This is a genomic window from Puia sp. (genome assembly GCF_035546395.1).
In the GTDB taxonomy this organism is placed as follows: domain Bacteria; phylum Bacteroidota; class Bacteroidia; order Chitinophagales; family Chitinophagaceae; genus Puia.
Genome location: NZ_DASZXR010000016.1, coordinates 1 through 20,177 on the forward strand (window position 1 = coordinate 1; position 20,177 = coordinate 20,177).

Here is a 20,177-nt window from a genome sequence, read left to right on the forward strand (position 1 = left end):
CTCGAAGGACGGAACATCACCCTCACCCGAACGCTCAACGGAATGGCCTACCAACTCCTGCCAAATAGTAAATTATATACCTTACCTATACCACCTGACATTCTAAACTTTAATCCAACCATGAAACAAAATCAGAGATGACGAGCCAATCGCATTTGCCGTTGGCCTACAGAAATATACTTTTTGACCGTAAAACTGACTATTTTTATTTGTTCAACTAAACTTCCTTCCCATGCTTAATGAATTTACTTATGAATTGATTGACGAAGAAGAAGGCTTGCAGCCGATCTTGACGGAGGCAGCTTACCTCAAATTGACTCCCGCCTTCAGAGCAAAATACCGAATAAAAGACGATGACGGTCCGAGTTCCGATGAGGGTGTGGAATTGAAAGAAAGTGATGATGACTTATATTTGGAACATCCGGAGTTTGAAGCAGAGAAAGAACTCGACACTACGGGCACTTTGTATGACAGCCCAGAATACGACGAATTTGAAGAAATGCGTTCAAGCCGAGGAGGGCGGGTGACCCGTGGATACAATAAAGACGATTACTAACTCAACAAGTCTGATGTCTCCTTTCTGCAGGTGAATCCCTTGATAAACAAAATGTAGGTAACAACAAGCGTGAAGTTATTAATAGAGAAGAGGCCAGCGGTCACCTTCAAAAAACCATGGTTCGTAAGATAGATGCTACCAATAAAAAAGGGAATAATAGTTGCCAGGTAGAAAAAAATACCCGTGACCAACCAGAACGCCGGCTCTTTCATCAAGTCCAACGATTCATTACGGGAGAAAAGCTCCCAATACCAGATGAGACAAGGAATGATGATGACGGCGCTTTCCAATAGGATCGCGACGGTATTTAGCTGACTACCAATCCCGAATCTCCAGGAATAAGTGATGAAAAATAAACCGTATGCTACCACAGAAACAACAAGCAACCTCTTGATCAGAACCGATCGAATAATCCGCAAAAGGAACCAGCTAAAGATGAACAGTTCAAAGGGTGTGTACAAGTTGTATATCGCGTTGCTAGCAACGTCTTGATAGTCGCCGAAAGGCTTAAAATGAAACAGCCTGGATACAAATTCGTTTACCAATAACTCGATGGCAACCGAAACGAATAGGTAGACGGGAAATATCCTTACGTAGGAAGGATTCCGATTTCGATAGCAACAAGCGACCCCAATGGCAAGCGCCAAGAAATTGGCAGTCAGGTTTATAAGAATGCTAAAAATGTAGATAGATTTCAACATCTTTAATGAATTTAGCCGCACCATTTAAGAGGTTGAAATTACAAGTCTCTTCGTTATCGGGCAAAGGTCAAATACACTTTGCAGTCGGTATTTTTCTTATTTCAGAAGGGTGTTTTCACCCGGTTCTGGTGGCAGTTTCAGTTGTTGTCTCGCCAGGGTCTGCCACTCAGGTGTTAACCTTCCTACCTGGACAGTACGGCCTGTACCCGATAAATAGGGTCCGGACTCGATGGCCCCGTCCCGGACCAGGTCCTCATAAACACCTTGGTTGATGTCGCCGTTCTTTATAACCACCAGGGGAAATACGAAATGCTTACTGTAATCCTTTCCCTCAAAAAACCGCTCGTAATTCACGGTCAGGACACACCACTCTTCTCCATCCGTCGCCCGGATGGCTGTCATAGCAACCGTCTTGTTCCTATAAAGGTCGAATTCAATCGTACAATCCACTCCTAAGATCGAAATATGCTTCATACTATTTTTTTTGTTGTGAAAATTTGTAGCCATGCTTAGTCCTTACTTATCAAACTCTTAGAAAGATAAAGAAGACTGCTGATTCTGTGCCGGAGGCCGGCTTCGTTGCACCGACTCGGCCTCTTTCATTGAATTGGAACCTTTAAGTCGGTCCTTGAGGATTTTCCGCCTCCGTTCATAAATCTTATCGCGCAGGCCACTTAATTGAGACAAAAGCCAGTCGTTGAGCTCCTTGGGCGCGCTCACATCTTCCCATCTGTCCTCTCCAAACCAAATTTGAAGCGTGCGACAGCTTACATGCGTATAAATATCAACCCAGTCAGACGGCATAGGCGCTTCCAGTGTTCTTGTAAAGAGATAAGCCGTTGTTTCAACGTAGGTCGCCGTCCTCTCTTTCTTTAAGAGGGCAGCCAAGCGAGCAATCGGAATGATCTCGATGATCCTGCCCGGAATCATGTCGGCCCAATTGTGACTGAAGGTTAAAATGGGAGACTGCAGGGCATCCATGATCTCAAATACGAAGTCGTCGCCATTGTTCTTTTGTGCTCCCGCAACTGATTTAGGCTCCTCAGGTTCTACGTCAAACAAACGCTGTTGAATGACCGGCGGGGATTGTCGTTTCATGCTGTTTCAGTTTTGATAAATAGAAAGGGTGAAGCTTTGATTGCCTCGCCACTGATTAAAAGGGAAAAAATAAAAACGTCCAGTGACTATACTTGATCCAAGTCTTTTCCAAAATAGGCCTCTCGTGCCGCCTTAACCTGTGCAGTGAAAGGCAACACCCATTTCGTAGCATATTCTTCTGGCGTCATCTCCGACCTTCGGGCCTGTCGGATCAACGTGGGGTCGTCGTTAATCTCGTACCACCTAAGCGGTCGCACTGCCGGCAATTGAAAGACTTCCGACTTAAATAAATTGTCCCGGTCTTCTTCATTCGCGACTCTGATCCAGACAACATCCTGACTATCTTCAATCTCTCGAATCGCGGATTCGATTTGGTCCGCGGGGCGTTCAGGGTCCGGATAAAGGATATACCCAGATCCGTTGGAATTCACCAATTCTTCCGTGTATTTGATTCCGTTCGACGTCCTTTTGTCCATAAGTGCTTGGTTAAATAATTAATAGATTTTCTTAATTGAATAAATGGCAGGCTCCATCCTCCGGAGGATCGCAGATCACGATATCGATGTTCGATCTTCGCGCTCCTTCCAAAATCGCCCCCATGTCCGTGTATAAAAAGTAGCACCCGTTCATGTCGGCCGTAGGTTCGATCCGGCAATCCGGGATGACCCGCAGGGCTGTGGCATCATCGTACAGGGTAAATCCGAAGGGCAATTCCACGAGGATCACGATACGATCAGGGTACAGCAGTTTGCATTTCCGCCAATTTTGCCAATGATCTCCACTAGCCAGAGGCGGAAACACAATAGGAAGCTGAGACGACTCACATCGCCTTCTTTTTCGACTCATCTTGCGCATGGATTGGGTGAAAGAATGCAGCCTGCCGGCTACGGGTCGCTATTGGAGATATCCCGCGACCTTCGCTTCGTGAAGCCAGTCAAAGGCTCGTTTGGCCTGATTCCGTTGCAGACGGAGATCATATTTAATGACGACATTTCCCTTGAAAAAAACACACACCTCATTTACGTTGTTGGCATCGTCTTTGGTAGCAACGGGATACACCTGCAAAGCCAGTCGAGAACCTACCTCGGCCCGACGGTCAACCACCAAAAAAGTCATCAGATATTCGTACTTATCTTTCTGGTCCGGCAACAGGACTCCAATGTCTAAAAGATAACCTGGACTCTGCCCAAACCTTACTTCGGGGCCTTTTGAGACGAGGACATCCTTGTGCCCTATCGCGGTTAGCCGTTTTTCTTTTAGTCCTTGCAGTTTCAATAGAAACAGCAGGATAATTTTTGTTGTTCTTACATTCAATTGCTTCATATTTTTTGCGCACAGGAACCCGGTGCACACGGGGGTTTAATGGTGAACAATTAGTCAGACATCTTCTGTAAAGACTTCTTCCAGCCTCTTTTGCTCGGATTTTCCATTGATCCGATAGTCGCGGCCATGCACACTCATATTGATAGTATGGGTCATCGCTTTGGCTTCCTCCGATTGTAGCCACTCGACTCCGCGGGTGACCAAACAATCGGCAAAGGCGTACAAAACGGCGATCGGCGTCGGCGGGAGCTTCTGATTCCGGAACAGCAAGATTTCTTCTGTAAAGGGGACATTTTTGACACTGGTTGTCATGGCGAAAGAGATCACAGCTATCGGGTGTGACGGCCGTTACATTAAATAATTGGGAAAAGGATCCTCAACTACCTGGCTGCCGCTCGGTATAGGCCCAGGCGTATTCGGTCAACGATAATCCACCGATGGTCTTCTTACCTGCGAGTGCGGCTTCAAATCCATCTCTTGCTCCGGCGAGCACAGCGTTATAGATGTCGTTAAAGCTGAATAACCGATCGTCGTTGGAGGCGCTAAAATTGAAAAATGAGTGAATGCCGAGCTGATGGCAGCGAAGCCGGTAAAGGGAAAGCATCCTTCGCTCGTGTCGAATCGTTTCGGGCTGAAGAACGATCATTCTTTCGCCGACGGATAGGATGACCTGTTCTCCTTCAAAAGTCGGCGGCCCGCTGATCCTTTTTTCCTCTTCTACCGCCTGTAGTACGGCACTCAGGGTCTTTTTGCTTACAAAGCATTCCTGAATACTCTTCCAAGGTGCAGCCGAATCGTAGTAGCCGGGAAAGACCAGATGGTAGGTGGAGCTGATGTACTCCCAGGACAAGCTTTTTTTAATTAACATGGATATTATTTTTAAATATTGCTTAATAGATCACGGGGCCGAAGAGCCATGCCCTACTTAGCGTCCCGTGTTGAATCGGACGTTCCTCCCGCCCTGACTGGATGAACAGAATTTACCTTGCCAGCTAGGTCATCATTAGTTCTCAATGAAATGCTAGTTGAAACGGTGATGTAGAGCGCAGTCTTTCGGACACCTATCCTTAGGATGCTCCTGCGGATTCCTTTCCGAAGGCACCCGGAGGCCATCTCCAATCATCGAGGCGGACGGGCGCAGTAAATGAACCTGTGGCTTGTTGGACCCAATACGCCGACTGTGCTGGCAAGGCAACTCCACGGGAGACGTAGTCTTTGATAGTCGTGCCTGGAAACAGGGTAAACCCGATTTCTTGTTCAATACGAGCGATCGCCTCTATCTTGTGGGGTGCCATCAGCTGCAGGGTCGCCCATATATTGACTGACCCGAAGATGCAAAGCTGGCAGCTACATCTGGTCCAGCCGAGCATATAGGCTGGGTGCGGTTGTACTTTCCACCGGGCCAAAATAGCCCAGACGTCTGCTGACGACCAGCCCAACAGGGGGCGCCATAGTACCGCTCTGCGTTTTTTGGTAGCCGCGGAATAGCGATCGATTGCCTTATAGCCGCTTCTGACCTTGCTTTCTTCGCGGCGTTCGCCAGTCAATACCACGACATCACGGGAGTAGGCTGGGTGGCGCCGGATCGCCGCGGCCAGCACGTCGATTTTGACCGTACTACTGCACCAACGGATGGACAGGTTACCGCTAACAGCAGGGAACTTTAGCCGCGTATTTATCGCGCGGGCACTAGCGTCGATCCGCAGAAAGGAGCCATCGGGTACTTCCTGGTAGTAGATATCCTGCCGAGGTTCGTTCAGTCGGTATATCTCCCGGAGGATGCCCCCTTGACGGTAAGACACGAATAAGGACAGCCCAAAAGCATCGGCAAACGCCCGACAATAGCTTTCGGTGCATTCCCAATCAAACAGCTTGGGGCCTCGTCCGTCAACGTCATGATGGTGGAGATGGATGCGGGAAGGATCAATGCCCTGCTCCAGCAGGTAGAGCACCATCGCGACGCTGTCCTTTCCGCCACTGAAAGCAACGACAATTGGCTGGGTACCACATCGAATAGCCGCCATCATCGGTATAGTGGAATCGGCCAGCTGCTTAGTTAATGATACCATGAAACTCATTTTTGATGAACAATCGAGGGCATTGCAAGCCCGAAAAAGTAAATGCGTCTGCCATCGTCTGGAGACGCATTTACTGCGAGGCGTTGTTTATTTGTTAGGAATAAAGACAACCATTTTGCCCGTACTGCTTTTCGTCGGGTCTATGGACGCAAAGCCGTGCACCTTCTGTTCCTGTCGGGCGGCGTAGAGCGCTCGTTCCCGAACATCTTCGCCTGCCGAAGAAAAGGCGTCAGGGATCAGGTACTTTTGCAGAAAGTCTTCCATTGTCGTACAGTCAGACACGGCGAGGGAGGTCGCCCAAGCTGGCAAGACTTTCGGGCGATCTGGGTCGAGCTCCGCGATGATTGTCTGCAATTTGCGGGTTCTATCACGGTGATTGCTGCGTCGCTTTTCGGCACCAGCCTGGTATTTCGTTTCAACAGCGGCCACGTTTACCCACGGCTGCGCCATTTGATACAGCACCTGACCGGCCACCTCTGTAGGAATTTTGGTTTGGTCACGGCCCATCACCGCAAATTTTATCAGGATGCCTTCCTGGTCATCTGTTAACTTTTTAAAGTCTTCGATAGAAGGGCCTTCGCGTCGCATCTGATCCAGCCCAGGGAATAAGAGTGCATCAACCTGGCCCTGATCGGAGTAGCTGAGTCCCTGGTACATGAACCAGCGGCGGCCCACAATGTCCGCGTCGGTCAAGGTCGTCGAAGGCGCGTCTTCTGTCATCCGATGCTTGAACTGATCGTAGATGGTTTTTTGCGTCTTCTCTGCATCGATCTCTTCCTTTCTAACGATCCATTGCTGGCTTCGCTTAAGCTCGCCATCGAGCATTGCAGGCGTTGCTTTGCCTTGCTTGATGGCTTCCTGTACTTCTTTGGAGGTAAGTTGTACAGCCTCGTTCCTTGCATTAACAGCAGCTGGACGAGGCCGGTTAATAAACGTCACAAGAATAAGCGACTGGTTATACCCTATTCGCAGGCCGAATTGAAGCGGGAATTCAGCGATCAATTTCTCGTGGTCAGCCTGTCGTTCGCGATACCGACCCATGGCGTCGTCGTAGGCCTTTTCGTTGAAGATCAACGGCGCGGATTCGGTATTAGCGGAGTCTTCGAGTTCAGGATCGGCCGTATCCGATCCCTGTGGCTGTTGTTCCTCCTCCTCGTCGTATTCGATCTCCTCACTATACTGTTCTTCTTCATCGGGTTCATCCTCTTCATCGCTAAAGCCATTTTCGTCGTCATTAACCGATCCCCCTTCCCCACTGTAATCCTCTTCCTCCTCAAAATACTCGTCCGGGTACTGGTCTCCTGTGGTCCTTTTCATAAAAAGTTCCTTAACGGGCTCCTTGGGTACAAGGACCTCCGTTACAGAAGAGGATTCAACCACGGCCAAGGGCTTGTTGTGGGCGGCCAAATAATCGACCGCGTCCTTTTCGAGACCGGCTGGCTCGGCTTGCGCAAGAAAGGCAGTAATATTGTTCTGGTCAACAAAATCGGCCACACTTCTGAAGAACGATGCCTTGGTCTTCTCAGCAAAACAGGAACGCTTGGTACATTTGGCGGTTGTTTCCTCCTCGGGGAACATGCTCGTGATACAGCCTGTGTTGTGAGAGCAAGTGATACAGGCACCCATAGCGGGCATAAGTGTTTCGTCCCGGATGTCAAATTTGGCGGCGGACAACCGGCAATGGTAGCTGGAAAGAATAAAGTCCAGCCGGTTTACTTTAAAATGGGGCGTATCTTTCCAGGATTGGCAGTGCGTGTCATAGAAGTTCTGTTGGGCATCCTGAGAAATTCCGGCAATGGCCAGGCACTCGCTAAACGTGAAACAATCCGCCATTGCCATTTCGTGGATCGGCTCGACGAGGTCCAGCAGCTTGACACGGTCATATACGTATTTGTCGGGGCGCCCCATCCGGGCCGCGACGTCTTTCAATGGCCGATGGAGCTTAACCCAGCGGTCGATCCCATAGGCTTCCTCCATGAAATGGGGGTCTTGGCGCTCAAAATTTTCCGCCAGCTGCATTTCGATGACTTGTTCATCGGTCAATTCCCGGATGTTGGCGGGAATGTCGATCAAGCCAGCGATGCGAGCAGCCCGGACTCTTCGTTCGCCGGTCGCCAACTCGAACCGCCCGGGAACGGTGATGCGCACCGTAATTTCCTCGATCACGTCGAGCTTCGCGATGCTGGCGGACAGTTCCTCCAGCTTACGGGGGTGGATGAACTTTCGATGATTAAAGGGACTGAAATCGATCTTTTCGAGTGGAATCCGGATCCTTGGAGACGACGGTACATCCATTTGCTCGTGGGTAGGTGCCGTGGTCTTCTTTCGACCGGGTCGAGTTACCGCCAGGTTCTCGACGGTCCCACTGGAGACGGCGATGCCGTTCTTCTTCTTTCTTGTGCTCATGTTATTTATTTTATTGATGAAAAAATGAGAGGCGAGAGGATAAAGCCCCCATGTGTGCCCCCCTACCCCCTCCCGGGGGCACACATGGGGGCCATCCTGTTGGTGCAGCCAAAGCGGCGGCAAGAAGGAGCCGTCCGAACAATGGCTGCAACGGTCATCTTTAATCGATGAAGGAGAGGCTGTACTCGGGCAGACGGGTATGGGAGACACCTTTCCCTTCAACGGCGTGGGGCGGTATAACCAGCCTGGCGTTTTTGGTACGCGGTCTGTGGTTTGCCTTCAAATAAGGAGTATCCTTTTAGTCGGGCGATCCGCTGGTTGAACCGGGCCCACGCATCTTTATCTTTGAATTCAAAGTGCATAGACCCCTTTTTGAATGCCTTTACCCGGAAATAAGCCCAATCGAACCATTGACCATATACGGGTTCGAGATGAAGCAACCGGTAAGCGACCCCTTGCTGGTACAATTCTTCTGCTTTGGCCGCCTGGCCTTGCCAATTTTCTATCGTGAAGCGGAAATATACCCGCTTATCGGTAATGACTTTATATGGATGACTGATCCAGCTTCGAAGGTCGCCCATTGCTTCGTAGTCATCGCCACTGATATAGCACAGGGCTTTTACGAGGTCTTCGACCAAATCCCAATTTCCGCCGTAGCTTGTCTGGATCTTGTCTTGCCCCTTGTAAAATCGTTGATCTTTGTAACACATATACGGCAGGATAAATTTATAGCCCACGAGGTAATGACCGTTGGTCTTCCAGCCTTCCAAGTTGAGCCGGTTTTCGTGATGGTGGGCAGTTATCCGGTCAAAGACTTCCAGGATCGCCTTGTCCATGCGTTGTGTCGATGTGGCAAGTACGATCTCCAACATCCGGTAGATGTTGCGCATAGTAAACGGAACTTGGTATTGGGTCTCCACAAACCGGTTGATATCCTCCTTCAGACCCTTGGTCGCATACTTTTCCAGATTTAGCTTTCGAAAGAGGTACATCCAGCCCGATTTCTGCAATTGCTTTTTAAATTCGTTCCGCTTTGCGTTGTAATCGGCTGGCGTGAGGAGTGTAGCCATATCTGACTGAAAACACCCCTCCATGATGGCTGTCAGCCGAACGGCGACGGTGAGGTATTCGCTGTATATCCGAACAGCTTCGACATAGCGATTCACCAAATCCCGAACAGCGTTGTAGGGCAATAAGCCATTGGCTTGCGGCTCCTCCTCGTCGAATAGATAGAATCCTTCGAATTCGGTCTGGGGATCGCCTCCCTGCTTTTGGAGCTTGATGAGCCCGATTTGAACGGCCGTTTGCCGCTCCGCTCGCGAGAAGCAGGCACCTAGTTCTTCCATGCTGCCATGTTCGTGGACGACTTGCCGAAGGCGGGATTTGGTCTTTGACCGGAAATTCTCGTAGCTGCCGGCGTTGCACAGCGAGATGATCCGGCAGCCCGGCGGAGCGATCTCGAACGCATGCAAAATATGGCTGTCCTCGGCTTCAAATGGGGATTCATGACGATCAAATGGATATGGCTGATCTGGTGGCTCTGCAGGAGCAGAAAGTCCTGCCCGATAAGAGTACATTTGGTCGCCAGGATCGCCCGAAGGTCCGGGTGAAGCTCCACGGCGAGCACATCGGCGGCTTCTTCGTTGAGCAAATAGTCAACGATGTCGCCTTTGCCGGCAGAAGGTTCGAGGACGATTTTGCCCTTAATCAATTCCCCGTCCAACATCCGTTCGATAACATCCGGGGGTGTGGGAAAAAAATTATCAGAAAACATATGGGAAGATTTAATGTTAAAAAAAAGCCACGCGGGAGTCGGGGCTACCCGATCCAGCGTGGCGGAAACCAGCGTTCAAATGAAAAATCTTACTGCCTCATTTTCCAGTAAGGTGTACCGAATCCGGCGTCGATAAGTCGTTTGGCGGCCAGTTTGAAATCCCACCGGCATTCGAGAACGGCGTAAATGGCGGCCGGCCGGTATCCCTTGCGGGGAATAAATTCGGTACTGGTGGAAAAGACCACAAATAAACCTAGTGCATGGTGATAATTCCCGGAGGTATCGTGATCGGTTTCGCCTGGGCGCCGATAATAGGTCCGTTCGGCGTTTTCCCGAACGAACGTCCAGCCATAACTGAGCAAAACCTGCTCAAAGTCGCCCCGGGCATTGTAGTCGGCGAATGGACTCCCCGCATAATAGAAAGGAACGGACCCCGGCCGGCGGATGGGCGGCAGGTCGGGCAGGGTGTTAAAGGACCGGGCCAGGTCGAAGAGTTGATTGCGCTCCACCTCTGAAAGCACCTGAAGGGCTTGCAAGTTGCCGCGGAGAACGCGGTAGCCTTGCGTTGGATAGACGACCACGTAGCCGCCCGTCGCCTTCGTCTCGATCAGGACTTTTACCCGAACATGAGGATTGGTCAGCCGTTCCTGATCGGTGGTCGGACGCCGGGCGAGGACCATGCAGCGGCCGGGATTGTCACAGCGAAAAAGGAAATGATAGCCGCTGCTTCGGGTAGAAGCGATCGTCAATTTTTGAAAAATGTCCGGATACCGGCTCCGAACCTGACCGCCGAAAGATTGCACCAGACATCCGGACAGGTCGTTTTTGACGTCGATGTCGATCACGAGCATGTTGCCACTAACGGGTCCGCATACCACGGCAATGCCGGCCGCCAACGGATGATTGAATAAAACACGAATCGCCCGGGGCGACATCCGCCACTGCTGATAGCGTTTCCAATTCGAGACGCTTTTTTTATTGGCCTGGACAGGGACAACAGAAAGTCCCCACTGCCGATACTGCAGCGCAAAAGATACGAGTTCATTCATAACAAATAAATTAATCGTGAAGTAGAAAGATGGTGACGGTCGTCACCTGTCAGGCGGCTTCTGCCACAGCAATCCCCAACCGTTCCAAAATCTGCTGCGCCTCCGTGGCAACGCGGCTCCGTATCTGGCTGTCTGTTCGAAGCGTATCCGGGTCGACGATCAACCTGCGCATGTCGTCGATCACCTCATCGATCACGGAGTCTTCGGAAAAATTTAGCTTCGGCAGCAAGCCGATCAAATCCTGCACGTTGCCTACGAGGCTGTCCCGGAAAATGGCGTCCGGATCGGACAGCTTTCTGGCCATGTGACCGACGATCCGGGAAATGCGGTTCCAAATGTCTTGTGTGGCTTCGGCCATGCGGGATTGATATTCTTTGAGCATGCCGGCCTTCAATCGTTCGAGTTCAGCAGGGTCCACTGTTACCCGGAAGTCGTCGACATTGCCAATGGGCAGACAAGACACTTCTATGAAGAATTTTTTCTTCAGCCTGCCCGCGGTTGGATAGTCTGATTCGCGGTACAGGCTATTGAGTTTCCAGCTGGCCTCCTGTTTCAATTGTTCGTACTTTGATATGAAAGAAGTGACCTCGGCATCGAATTGATCTTTGTAGGTTCTAAATTGATCGAGGAAACCGATGACATCGGCAGACTGGATCAGCCGGTCGCTGTTGTCCCCCCACGGGAGGGTCTGTTCTTTGAGAAATCCCCGGGCCGCCGACACGATGCTGTGAATGTTGGCAAGGTATTCTTCCGGGATAAGCGTTTTGTTGTACCGCCCGGCGTTGGTCGCATTGTGTTGCCGTTCGATCTCACCGGACACGGATTTATCATATTTCTTGGCCGTCCATTGGCCAAAGCGGATGTTGACAAGCATGCACTTGTCGGCTAACGATTTCATGGCTATTATTTTTAAGGTGAACAATGAAAAAATCGAATAAAGGACCGGCGTCAGGCGATCCGGAGGCGATCCCCAAAGGGTGGCTCGAACAAGAAGTCGCCGAACTGGACCCAGAGGACGGGATAGTCGGGCTCCTCCGGAAAGAGGTCACAAATGCCATCGGTCAGATACAGCACAGCGCGGGGTTGGAGGTCTTGCTCCTCGATAAAGAGGAATCCAGGCCGAAAATCCGTGCCACCGCCTCCCTGGGCTTCTAGTCGAATGGTATCACCGGGCTCGATCTCCTGCATCCCCTGAAAGATGCAATCGACATAGAGCACCTGCACGCCGATAGAAAACGTATCGCATATCTGTTGTAACTCGCCGGCGAACTGTCGCAATATCTCATCGTCAATAGAACCCGACGTATCGACGATCAGGATCAGCTTGCCGGTGGATAGGGATTCCAGCACCGGCAGAAAGACTTTTAGGTAGAGATAGCGCGGCGAGGGCCTTTTCCAACTGTAATCGTTGCGCGTCAGCTCGGTCAGATACCGGGCCAGCGCTTCGCGCCAGTTGACTTTTGGCCGGAGTAGCTCCTGCACCAGGCGGTTGAGATGTTCGGGCACTTTCCCCTTTAGACGCTGCGCGAGCATGGCCTGTGCCACAGCCTGCTTGATCCGGTCCTCCTGCTGCCCAGGCTCTTCTGCGGCCGATGGAGGACGGATTTCTCCCATCCCTGTAGCGCGCTGTTGATTGGGCGGAGGCGGTGGCAGCAAGGTATAGATCTGTTCGGCTGCCATGTTGTTGTACCGCTTGTCGACCAAAGGGTCTGGCGGCAGCCTAAGCCCGGACTGGAGCAGCAACGGGTTGATGGCGTAGTCGCAGGCTTCATTCCAACGATCAGCATCCCGGTCCTTCATCCGCAAATGATGCAGTTGGGCGATGTGCATAACCTCATGCGCCAACAATCCGGCCACTTCTTCCGTCGATAATTCGTCCAGAAACGACGGGTTGTACCCAATTTTTGTTCCGTCGGTATAGGCCGTTTCCACGGATGCGTCCGCGACGATCGGCAAGGGCAGAACCAGGCTGGCATAGAAGGGCTGATGAATGATCAGGAGAACCTTTGCTTTGGTGAGTTTTTCAATAACATCCATACTGTTGAAGTTTTAAATGATGGCCTTGTGGTGTTGGCCAACCCAAACGGCGTATTCCCGGTTGTTTTTTAATTGCGGGTTCCGATTGGTCGCATTGATCATACAGGCGACCGACAACTCCGGCTCTACCCGGTCGAGGTAGGTGCAGATCGGGCCGATGTTGGCATCGTTCATGATGCGGGCCAGCCCGCCGGAAATGGCGTACATCACCGATGCGTTGGGATGGACCATGGCGCGGCCAGGGTCGGCGATAATGGCATCCAAGCGGGGCATCTGCCGGCAAAGGGCCAGGAAATTGCGGTATTCGATGGCGAATGCCTCGCCTACCGCACCAGCGAAGACTTCCGCCTCCTCCTCGGGGTCCAGTCCATCCGTTTGTTGGCGTCCCAGATGGGCTAACGTCCGGGGAGAGACGGAGTTTTCCAGGTCGGCGTTGGGTTTCGCATCTTCCAGGGCAGCCGGGTTGAATTGGATGTAAGCGATCAATTCAGGCGGCATTTCATGGGTCTCGGCCCATTTCACCCAATCTTTGGCGCTGACATCGAGTTTCAGGATCGAAAAGAATCGGCTCTTCAACGGTTCCAGAAAGGCCGACACGCCCGCCCGATCGATCTTGCGATTCGTAGCCGCCAGAAATTCGACGTTATTGCTCACGCGGTGACCATTGATCTGTCGCGCCAGGATCAATTGCATACAGGCTGCCTGCACGCTGATCGACGCCTGTCCGAGGTCATCCAGGAAGAATACGGTTTTATGTTCGGCCTTGGCCAATCGTTCCAGGTCGCCGTAGGGCAGGAACTCGGCGCGGCCATCTCCTGTCGGAAAGGGGAGCCCCTTAAAGTCGGTGGGATCCGAGACAACTGGATGCGAAATGATCAGCTCGGCTCCCGCGGCTTCCGCCGCTGCCGTGATGATGTCCGTTTTGCCGATGCCGGGCTTACCCGCCAGCAATACCGGATAATTTCGGGGAATGGCTTTTGCCAAATAACCAGATAAGAGTGTTGGATTCATCTGTTATAATTTTTATGGATGAAAGACTTGATTGCGTGGGTTAGCTGGAAAAAAAACAGCAACCGTTGGCACGCGACAGCGGTGAATCATTTGTTGCATCGTGATAATTTTTAGTGATTTCCTGCGCCCCGGACAGGAATCTGGTTTACTATAAAGGGGGCGAAAAGAAAGGCGCCCACACAAGGGCCCCTTCAAAATGGGCACACAAAAAGAGGTGGGTCCCCATGCCCACCCCACCCCCGTCGCTGGTGCAGGCGCCGAAGGCGAGCCGTTGCACCCCTCCGTTTTGCGTCGCCCTTTTTGAAAACAAGGGCCCTTACCTTCGTGCCTTGTTAGACGCCCCCTTTATAGCTTGGCCGGATTCTTTTGATTAATAAATATTGTAGGAGATTCACCTTGCGTCCAGGCATAGGTTGTGGCGGGGTGACTTTTCGCCGAGGTTGCTATCGCCCTGATCCGGACGGACTCTGTTTATTCTGCCGACTAGATGAATGTGTTCATGTCTGTTTCAGATGGCTGCGGCGACGTGTAAGCATCCTGGCGCCAGCACCATCGCCGATCAGTACACACTCGCATAACGGAAAGGGGCAGTCATGCCGAATCTAATCGAGGCAGTTCGAGATCTGACATCGTCTACGACCAGGGATGTCGCCGACGTGCAATACAAGTTGCAGGACAGGCGGCCGACGCTCGCACGCCACGCGGGGAGCGAGCAACCCGCTCCCCATCCGGGAACCTCATCGCGCATCAAGGAACGACACATAAACCGATTGCAAAAAATACCCATCGAAGAAGAACCGCCGTTGCAAAAAAGTGCATTAGAACCGCTCGGGATACTTAGATGTAAATAAAAAGCTTCGCCGCTTTGAGATAGGTCGTCAGGTATTGACGAAAAAAATGCAACTAGGAAAAATAGATATGATGAACCGAACTCGGCTCTATCTATCAAATAAACTGCCTTCTCCAATGCATTACAGGTAACGCAGTGCAAGCATCAATGGATATTGTATATCAGGATAAGCGCTTTTTGTGGCCTGGAATGTTAACCGAAACTACTGGGGAACAAAAAGTCTGAAGATCAACCTACCTGGCAAGGACCAGATCGACCTCCCGTTGGAAATTTTAAACAAAAAGATTATCTTTTGATAGCATTACGCCGTCTCCCCAAAGGTTCACTGCGTCGAAACGGCAAACCATAACCAAAAACCGAGTAGAAAAATGGAAGTAAATTTTGTAAAGGAATGGGGTCTGATCGCAGGCTTCGCAGGGCTGGCCCTAGGCGTCTTTCTAATCCTTTTCAGGGAAGTTATCAGACAAAAGATATTCCCAGTCCTAACCAAAAGACAAGGCTATACCGTAATCCTGCTTTTTATGTGCATGGTGTGGAGTTTGTCAGGCTACAGTATATACCTCTATTTTCATGACAAAGGAACTACCGGGATCGTCACAGTCCTTGTTCATGGCGAAAAAGGAAAGGACGACCTGGTTTTACCAAACCGAGGAAAAGTAAAACTGATTTATGGAGATGCAGACGTAGTGGAACCAACAAATGAAAAAGGGGAAGCGACCTTCAAGCAGGTCCCTATACAGTATTTCAATTCAGAAAAGACGGTCGAACTCACATTTATCGACCCTCAAAACGAGCCCTACCGGAGTGTTTCGCCGGATTCTCAATATCACCTTACATCCGGACAATACGTCTCCTTAGCAGTAAAGCTCTATGGGCTTGCAAACATCAAGGGTACCGTCACGAATTTCAAAACCGGTCAACCCATTGATAGCGTAAGGATAGCCATTTTAGGATCAGAGACATTTTCCAACAAGTATGGAGAATACAACCTTTCAATCCCATTTGATAAGCAAAAAAAATATCAAACCGTTAGAGCGTTTAAAAAAGGGTATCAACTATTCGAACAATCAAATGTGCCGGTACAAACGGAAAATGAGTTCCCAATAGTACTCAAAGCCCTTACCAAATGATGCGCATAATCTCCCAAATTTTAGTCCTCCTGTTTTACGCCGGTTTATACGGCCTGGGCCAGGAGATTGACATCTCCGGTCGAGTGTCCATCCACAATAGCAAATACGAGACAGGACAAATCATTTTCGTAAAAGGCACCTATATCACAGCAGCGTTCAGCAAGAACGCTAATTCAGACAACAATGGTAAATACACCTTGACATTTGCCGGAATTCCGACTGGCCAGGCAGTCAAAATCAGTGCAGAGAAGGCCGGTTTGGAAGTGGTTAACGATTATGATCTGAGAGCGGTAGTTCTGGGACGGACCGCGCCCCTCGATATCTATTTGACAAAAAAAGGACATCTTGCGATGGCTCAGACAGAACTATATGATATAAGTAAGAAAGCACTCTATGCCGAAAAAGATGCCCTTATTGCCAAGCTAAGGGCCGGAGAAAGGGAGTCAAAAGCGGCCATAAATCAGCTCGAAAAACGTCTCGGGACAACAATCCAGGATAGATTTGAGGCAGAGAAATTATTGATGCAGCGGGTTAATGAATTGGAAAAACGTCTGCCAGAGTATGCATTGAATCTTGCTACCCAAAACCTGGACTTTGCTAATGAGTCATATATAAAAGCTTTCGAACAATTCAAAAAAGGCGATATTGAAAATGCGATCAAATATTTGGATAACCGCGAATTGACTGAATTGAGCAATCAGGCAATTGCAGGCATCAATGAAGGAAAGAAATTGGAAGCGGAAGGAAAAGCGTTACAGGAGAAAAGCATACAACAACTTAAGCAGGCTGTGAACAGCTTTGAACTTAAGGCAGAGGCATTCGAATTGCTTTTTCGATATGACAGCGCCGCTGAACAATATGAAAAGATCGTTGATCTTGGAAAATCGATTGATATCGGACGCTATCAATTTTCGAAGGCCGCCAGAAATGCCGCCCGAGCCTACTACTTGGACGCAAACTATGACAAAGCGCTTGCAGCACAGCTACTCGCAAACAAGTCAACACTGGAGTTATTAGGTGACTCCTCTTTGGAAATCGCCACCTGTTATACAATGACCGGACTAATTTATACCTCACTATGGAAATTCGATGAAGCCATCGAACACCAGCAAAGGGCCATAAATATTGAATCAGCGCTATTTAAATCCCCGAACGAGGAACTCGCAGTATGCTATAATAACATGGCCATCGCACTCCACGAAAAGGGAGAATTCAATGAGGCGCTCAAATTTCAGGAAAAAAACTTGGCAATCAAGCGAGCGCTTTTTGACACCATGTCTCTTAGCTACAGTCTTTCTCTGCATAACCTGGGCGACATCTATGTAAGCCTTGCAAATTACAAAGATGCCGAGGCGTGTTTAACAAAAGCATTGCAGTTAAGAGAACCAATCTTGGGAACCAATCACCCAGAGATCTCGGATGCATGCATCGGGATATCAGAATTGTACCAGGCCGTCGGAAAGTATGACCTGTCCATACCGTATATTCAAAAAGCGATTTCTATTATCGAAAACATCTACGGCAAAAACAACTACCATCTCGCCAGGTGCTATAATTCTTTGGCCACAAGCTATTCTTTGCTGGAAGAATACGACACAGCCTTAGTCTTAAGGAAGCAAGCCATTGGGTTCTTAACACTTAAAAAAGAGCCCGACGATCCCCGATACGCAATGGCGATAGTTAATCTTGGCGAAAGTTTCCTAGACGTCGGCGAAGCCGAAAAAGGATACACACTAGTTTCTGACGCGGTTGCCTATCTGGAGAGAAAAGGTGGAAAAGACTTGCCCGATCTTGCAGAGTGCTACCATACCCTTTCATTGATCTGTCAGCACCTGCAAAAATATGATGAAGCGGAAAGACTTTGCAGACAAGCAATAGCCCTGAAAGCAAAACGCATCGGGAATGCAAACGCTGTAATAGCAAGATACTTAAATACTTTATCAGCTATTTTTCTTTACAGCAATAAGTTGGATTCCGCGCTTGAATACGTACAACGTGCCATATCGATTACCAAAGAGCAACTGGGGCCTTTGCACGCCCACTTATCTACCTATTATGGTATTCTTGCTAGCACTTATGCTGCGCAGGAAAAATATCCGCTTGCATTGATTGCCGAGCAAGACGCTATCAAAATCGAAGCAGCGAATTCACAATATTTGGCATTATCTACCTCGTACAACAATGCAGCACTATATCATTTCCACACCGGAAAAGTCGATAGCGCATTGTTCGATTTGGAAAACTGCCTGACTATTCTGCACAATCATGGAAAAGAAAAAGACCCAGAATATCTAAAAGCTGTCGAAAACTATTCTTTTTGCCTTGCACAGTCCGGACAAAAGGAAGACGCGTTAAAATATCGGTTAATAGGAATCGGAATCCGAAAATCGACGAAAGAACCTTCTGACACATCACTTGCGCTAGCTCATTTCAGAGCTGCAGAGCTATTTGCCCAGTTAGGACTGCCTGATAGTGCTATAACACATGCAAAAAAAGCGTTGGCTATTTGGGAAGTAGCCTTGCCGGCTGATTTAGATCTTGCATCTTGTTACTTCGAGGTATCGGGCCTCCTTTTCAAAGTTAAAGAAACAAATGACGCCCTGGAATTTGTTAATAAAGCTAACAGAATACTAGAAAAAAAGGGAAATAACACAGCTCTCGGCAATTATTATTGGTTTACAGCTACTCTTTACGATTCCCTGAATAATCCTGGCAAAAAGTTGGAATACGAATTAAGAAGTGTTACGTATTTTGAACAAGTGCCGAATGTTAAGGACTCACCACTTATCGGGCTTTACCACCAAATATCGGCAACATTAATCGACACATTCCGTTATGAAGCGGCATTGGGGTTTGAAGAAAAAGCAATTTCAATAGGACGTAAATACTTGCATGCGGATGACACCATTTACGCAGGCCTATATGGACGCAAGGGTGTTATATTGATACAATTGCAGAGATTTCAGGAAGCGATAAATTGCTTTAAAGCAACAAAAGACATTTTAGAAAGAGCCAAGGGGTTAGACCCTGTCTTTCTTTCAATTATTTACAGCTACATTGGCGACGCATATGACTCGTTGAACCTTTTTGATTCCGCGCTTAATTATTATAAAAACTGTCTTGAGATTCAAAATCAGGTTCAAGCAGAAAAGGACGACATCGCTTCAACCTATCGAAGTATGGCTACATGTCAATCGCATAAGAAGGATTACTCTAAAGCCATCGAATTACTCAATTACGCCTCCTTAATGTCGGACTCCTATCGAGATGGCGACTACAAAAGCGATGTTGCAGTTGCTTATGCCAGGAGTGGAAAATTCGACAACGCCAAAAATGCGCTTGAGGATTATCAAAAACGATCTCCGGGTACAACTCGGGGCTTCGTGAGCTGGTGCATATACTATTCTCTGATTGGACAGAAGCAGCAGGCGCTTGACAGCCTCACCAAAGCAATCGATTCGGGATTTGCCGATGTGAAGTGGCTGAGTACAAATGAAAGCCTAAATAACTTAAGAAATGAACCGCGTTTCAAACTGTTATTAGCCAAAATAAGAAAAAAAACGTCTGTGGGCACTTCAAAATAATTGAGAAGCCGCATTATTGTCGAAAGGTAATCTTCTTTCTTTTCCGCCGCCATTCAGCTCAATTCTCGTCGCTTATGGACCAATCTCGGCCAGGTAGAGAGGCTCTGAAGACGAATCGTTGCACTGACCTGCTTCATTGCACCCTTTTTGAGGACTTGGAGCTCTTACCTTCGTGCCTTGGTGCGCACCCTTTATTGGCTGGCCAGATGCTATCTCTTTTTAAAGTGTTGCATATCATTCACGACGGGTGCGAACAAGAGAGAAAGATTGGGACATTGGCATGTGCAGCCATGAACCTTTGATTGGAGAACCATTCCCATTATTTACAGGAGAATTTCAAGCCGTTCTTGGCTATTTAAGACCCCTTCCGATCATCCGTTGCAGACAAGGGTTTAGGACCTTCGGCAACGCTGCTCTCCTCGCCTACGGGAGAAGGGCACATCTGACTGGGAAGTAATTAAGTCATTGCCGTTTTAGATACTCAACCTTCAGCGACGGGCTTCACGGAAGGGTCACGTAAGCAATGACGCACACAAAACATGCGATACGCCCACAAGGGCGCTTGCACGCCACTCCCCCA

General features: G+C 49.3%; 19 protein-coding genes. 5 read left to right on the forward strand and 14 right to left on the reverse strand.

Translation table 11 applies throughout. The annotated features are described in order from the left end of the window. The first annotated feature begins 232 nt into the window (after positions 1 to 232). Positions 233 to 556 (forward strand): hypothetical protein, encoded by a 324-nt coding sequence (locus VHE34_RS20990; RefSeq protein WP_325591490.1) that lies wholly within the window; start codon positions 233 to 235, stop codon positions 554 to 556. Here VHE34_RS20990 and VHE34_RS20995 read toward each other — a convergent pair. From VHE34_RS20995 to VHE34_RS21030, 8 genes are all read right to left on the reverse strand, one after another. Then, a complete protein-coding gene (locus VHE34_RS20995; protein ID WP_325591492.1) occupies positions 553 to 1,257 on the reverse strand; it encodes a hypothetical protein in 705 nt (234 codons plus the stop codon). The genes VHE34_RS20990 and VHE34_RS20995 overlap by 4 nt on opposite strands. A 96-nt stretch (positions 1,258 to 1,353) precedes the next feature. Next, positions 1,354 to 1,731 (reverse strand): hypothetical protein, encoded by a 378-nt coding sequence (locus VHE34_RS21000; RefSeq protein WP_325591494.1) that lies wholly within the window; start codon positions 1,729 to 1,731, stop codon positions 1,354 to 1,356. A gap of 57 nt (positions 1,732 to 1,788) precedes the next feature. After that, positions 1,789 to 2,355 carry a hypothetical protein gene (locus VHE34_RS21005; protein WP_325591496.1) on the reverse strand — a complete coding sequence of 189 codons (567 nt, stop codon included), beginning with the start codon at positions 2,353 to 2,355 and terminating at the stop codon, positions 1,789 to 1,791. Positions 2,356 to 2,862: 507 nt separating this feature from the next. Beyond that, a complete protein-coding gene (locus VHE34_RS21010) occupies positions 2,863 to 3,081 on the reverse strand; it encodes a hypothetical protein (protein ID WP_325591498.1) in 219 nt (72 codons plus the stop codon). Between the two features lie 168 nt (positions 3,082 to 3,249). Next, positions 3,250 to 3,678: a hypothetical protein gene (locus VHE34_RS21015; RefSeq protein ID WP_325591500.1), complete on the reverse strand. Its 429-nt coding sequence runs from the start codon at positions 3,676 to 3,678 to the stop codon at positions 3,250 to 3,252. A gap of 54 nt (positions 3,679 to 3,732) precedes the next feature. Beyond that, positions 3,733 to 3,990: a hypothetical protein gene (locus VHE34_RS21020; RefSeq protein WP_325591502.1), complete on the reverse strand. Its 258-nt coding sequence runs from the start codon at positions 3,988 to 3,990 to the stop codon at positions 3,733 to 3,735. A 64-nt stretch (positions 3,991 to 4,054) separates the two neighbouring features. After that, positions 4,055 to 4,546 (reverse strand): hypothetical protein, encoded by a 492-nt coding sequence (locus VHE34_RS21025; protein ID WP_325591505.1) that lies wholly within the window; start codon positions 4,544 to 4,546, stop codon positions 4,055 to 4,057. A 199-nt stretch (positions 4,547 to 4,745) separates the two neighbouring features. Further along, on the reverse strand, positions 4,746 to 5,480 hold the full coding sequence (locus tag VHE34_RS21030) for a phosphoadenosine phosphosulfate reductase family protein (RefSeq protein ID WP_325591507.1): 735 nt from the start codon (positions 5,478 to 5,480) through the stop codon (positions 4,746 to 4,748). Positions 5,481 to 5,573: 93 nt separating this feature from the next. Here VHE34_RS21030 and VHE34_RS21035 point away from each other — a divergent pair, with 93 nt between their 5' ends. After that, positions 5,574 to 5,738, forward strand: coding sequence for a hypothetical protein (locus tag VHE34_RS21035; protein ID WP_325591509.1), 165 nt, complete (start codon positions 5,574 to 5,576; stop codon positions 5,736 to 5,738). Between the two features lie 105 nt (positions 5,739 to 5,843). Here VHE34_RS21035 and VHE34_RS21040 read toward each other — a convergent pair whose 3' ends face one another. Both VHE34_RS21040 and VHE34_RS21045 read right to left on the reverse strand, forming a co-directional pair. After that, positions 5,844 to 8,162, reverse strand: a complete 2,319-nt coding sequence (locus VHE34_RS21040) for a ParB/RepB/Spo0J family partition protein (RefSeq protein ID WP_325591512.1) — start codon at positions 8,160 to 8,162, stop codon at positions 5,844 to 5,846. Between the two features lie 218 nt (positions 8,163 to 8,380). Next, entirely contained in the window at positions 8,381 to 9,634 is a 1,254-nt protein-coding gene (locus VHE34_RS21045) for a DUF4942 domain-containing protein (RefSeq protein ID WP_325591514.1), read from the reverse strand. A 50-nt stretch (positions 9,635 to 9,684) separates the two neighbouring features. Between VHE34_RS21045 and VHE34_RS21050 the strand changes: the two genes are divergently transcribed. Continuing rightward, on the forward strand, positions 9,685 to 10,047 hold the full coding sequence (locus VHE34_RS21050) for a hypothetical protein (protein WP_325591516.1): 363 nt from the start codon (positions 9,685 to 9,687) through the stop codon (positions 10,045 to 10,047). Here the strand turns inward: VHE34_RS21050 and VHE34_RS21055 are convergent. The 4 genes from VHE34_RS21055 to VHE34_RS21070 are packed head-to-tail and all read right to left on the reverse strand — an operon-like array spanning position 10,026 to position 14,033. Continuing rightward, on the reverse strand, positions 10,026 to 10,985 hold the full coding sequence (locus VHE34_RS21055) for a bifunctional DNA primase/polymerase (RefSeq protein WP_325591520.1): 960 nt from the start codon (positions 10,983 to 10,985) through the stop codon (positions 10,026 to 10,028). The genes VHE34_RS21050 and VHE34_RS21055 overlap by 22 nt on opposite strands. A 49-nt stretch (positions 10,986 to 11,034) precedes the next feature. Next, positions 11,035 to 11,883, reverse strand: coding sequence for a hypothetical protein (locus VHE34_RS21060; RefSeq protein ID WP_325591523.1), 849 nt, complete (start codon positions 11,881 to 11,883; stop codon positions 11,035 to 11,037). A 50-nt stretch (positions 11,884 to 11,933) separates the two neighbouring features. Continuing rightward, positions 11,934 to 13,022, reverse strand: coding sequence for a DUF2201 family putative metallopeptidase (locus VHE34_RS21065; protein WP_325591526.1), 1,089 nt, complete (start codon positions 13,020 to 13,022; stop codon positions 11,934 to 11,936). 12 nt (positions 13,023 to 13,034) lie between these two features. Beyond that, complete coding sequence (locus VHE34_RS21070) at positions 13,035 to 14,033, reverse strand: ATP-binding protein (protein ID WP_325591529.1); 999 nt, start codon at positions 14,031 to 14,033, stop codon at positions 13,035 to 13,037. 1,218 nt (positions 14,034 to 15,251) lie between these two features. Here VHE34_RS21070 and VHE34_RS21075 point away from each other — a divergent pair. After that, complete coding sequence (locus VHE34_RS21075; protein ID WP_325591532.1) at positions 15,252 to 16,013, forward strand: carboxypeptidase-like regulatory domain-containing protein; 762 nt, start codon at positions 15,252 to 15,254, stop codon at positions 16,011 to 16,013. After that, entirely contained in the window at positions 16,010 to 19,597 is a 3,588-nt protein-coding gene (locus VHE34_RS21080; protein ID WP_325591535.1) for a tetratricopeptide repeat protein, read from the forward strand. The genes VHE34_RS21075 and VHE34_RS21080 overlap by 4 nt, the downstream gene beginning before the upstream one ends. Positions 19,598 to 20,177: the final 580 nt, after the last annotated feature.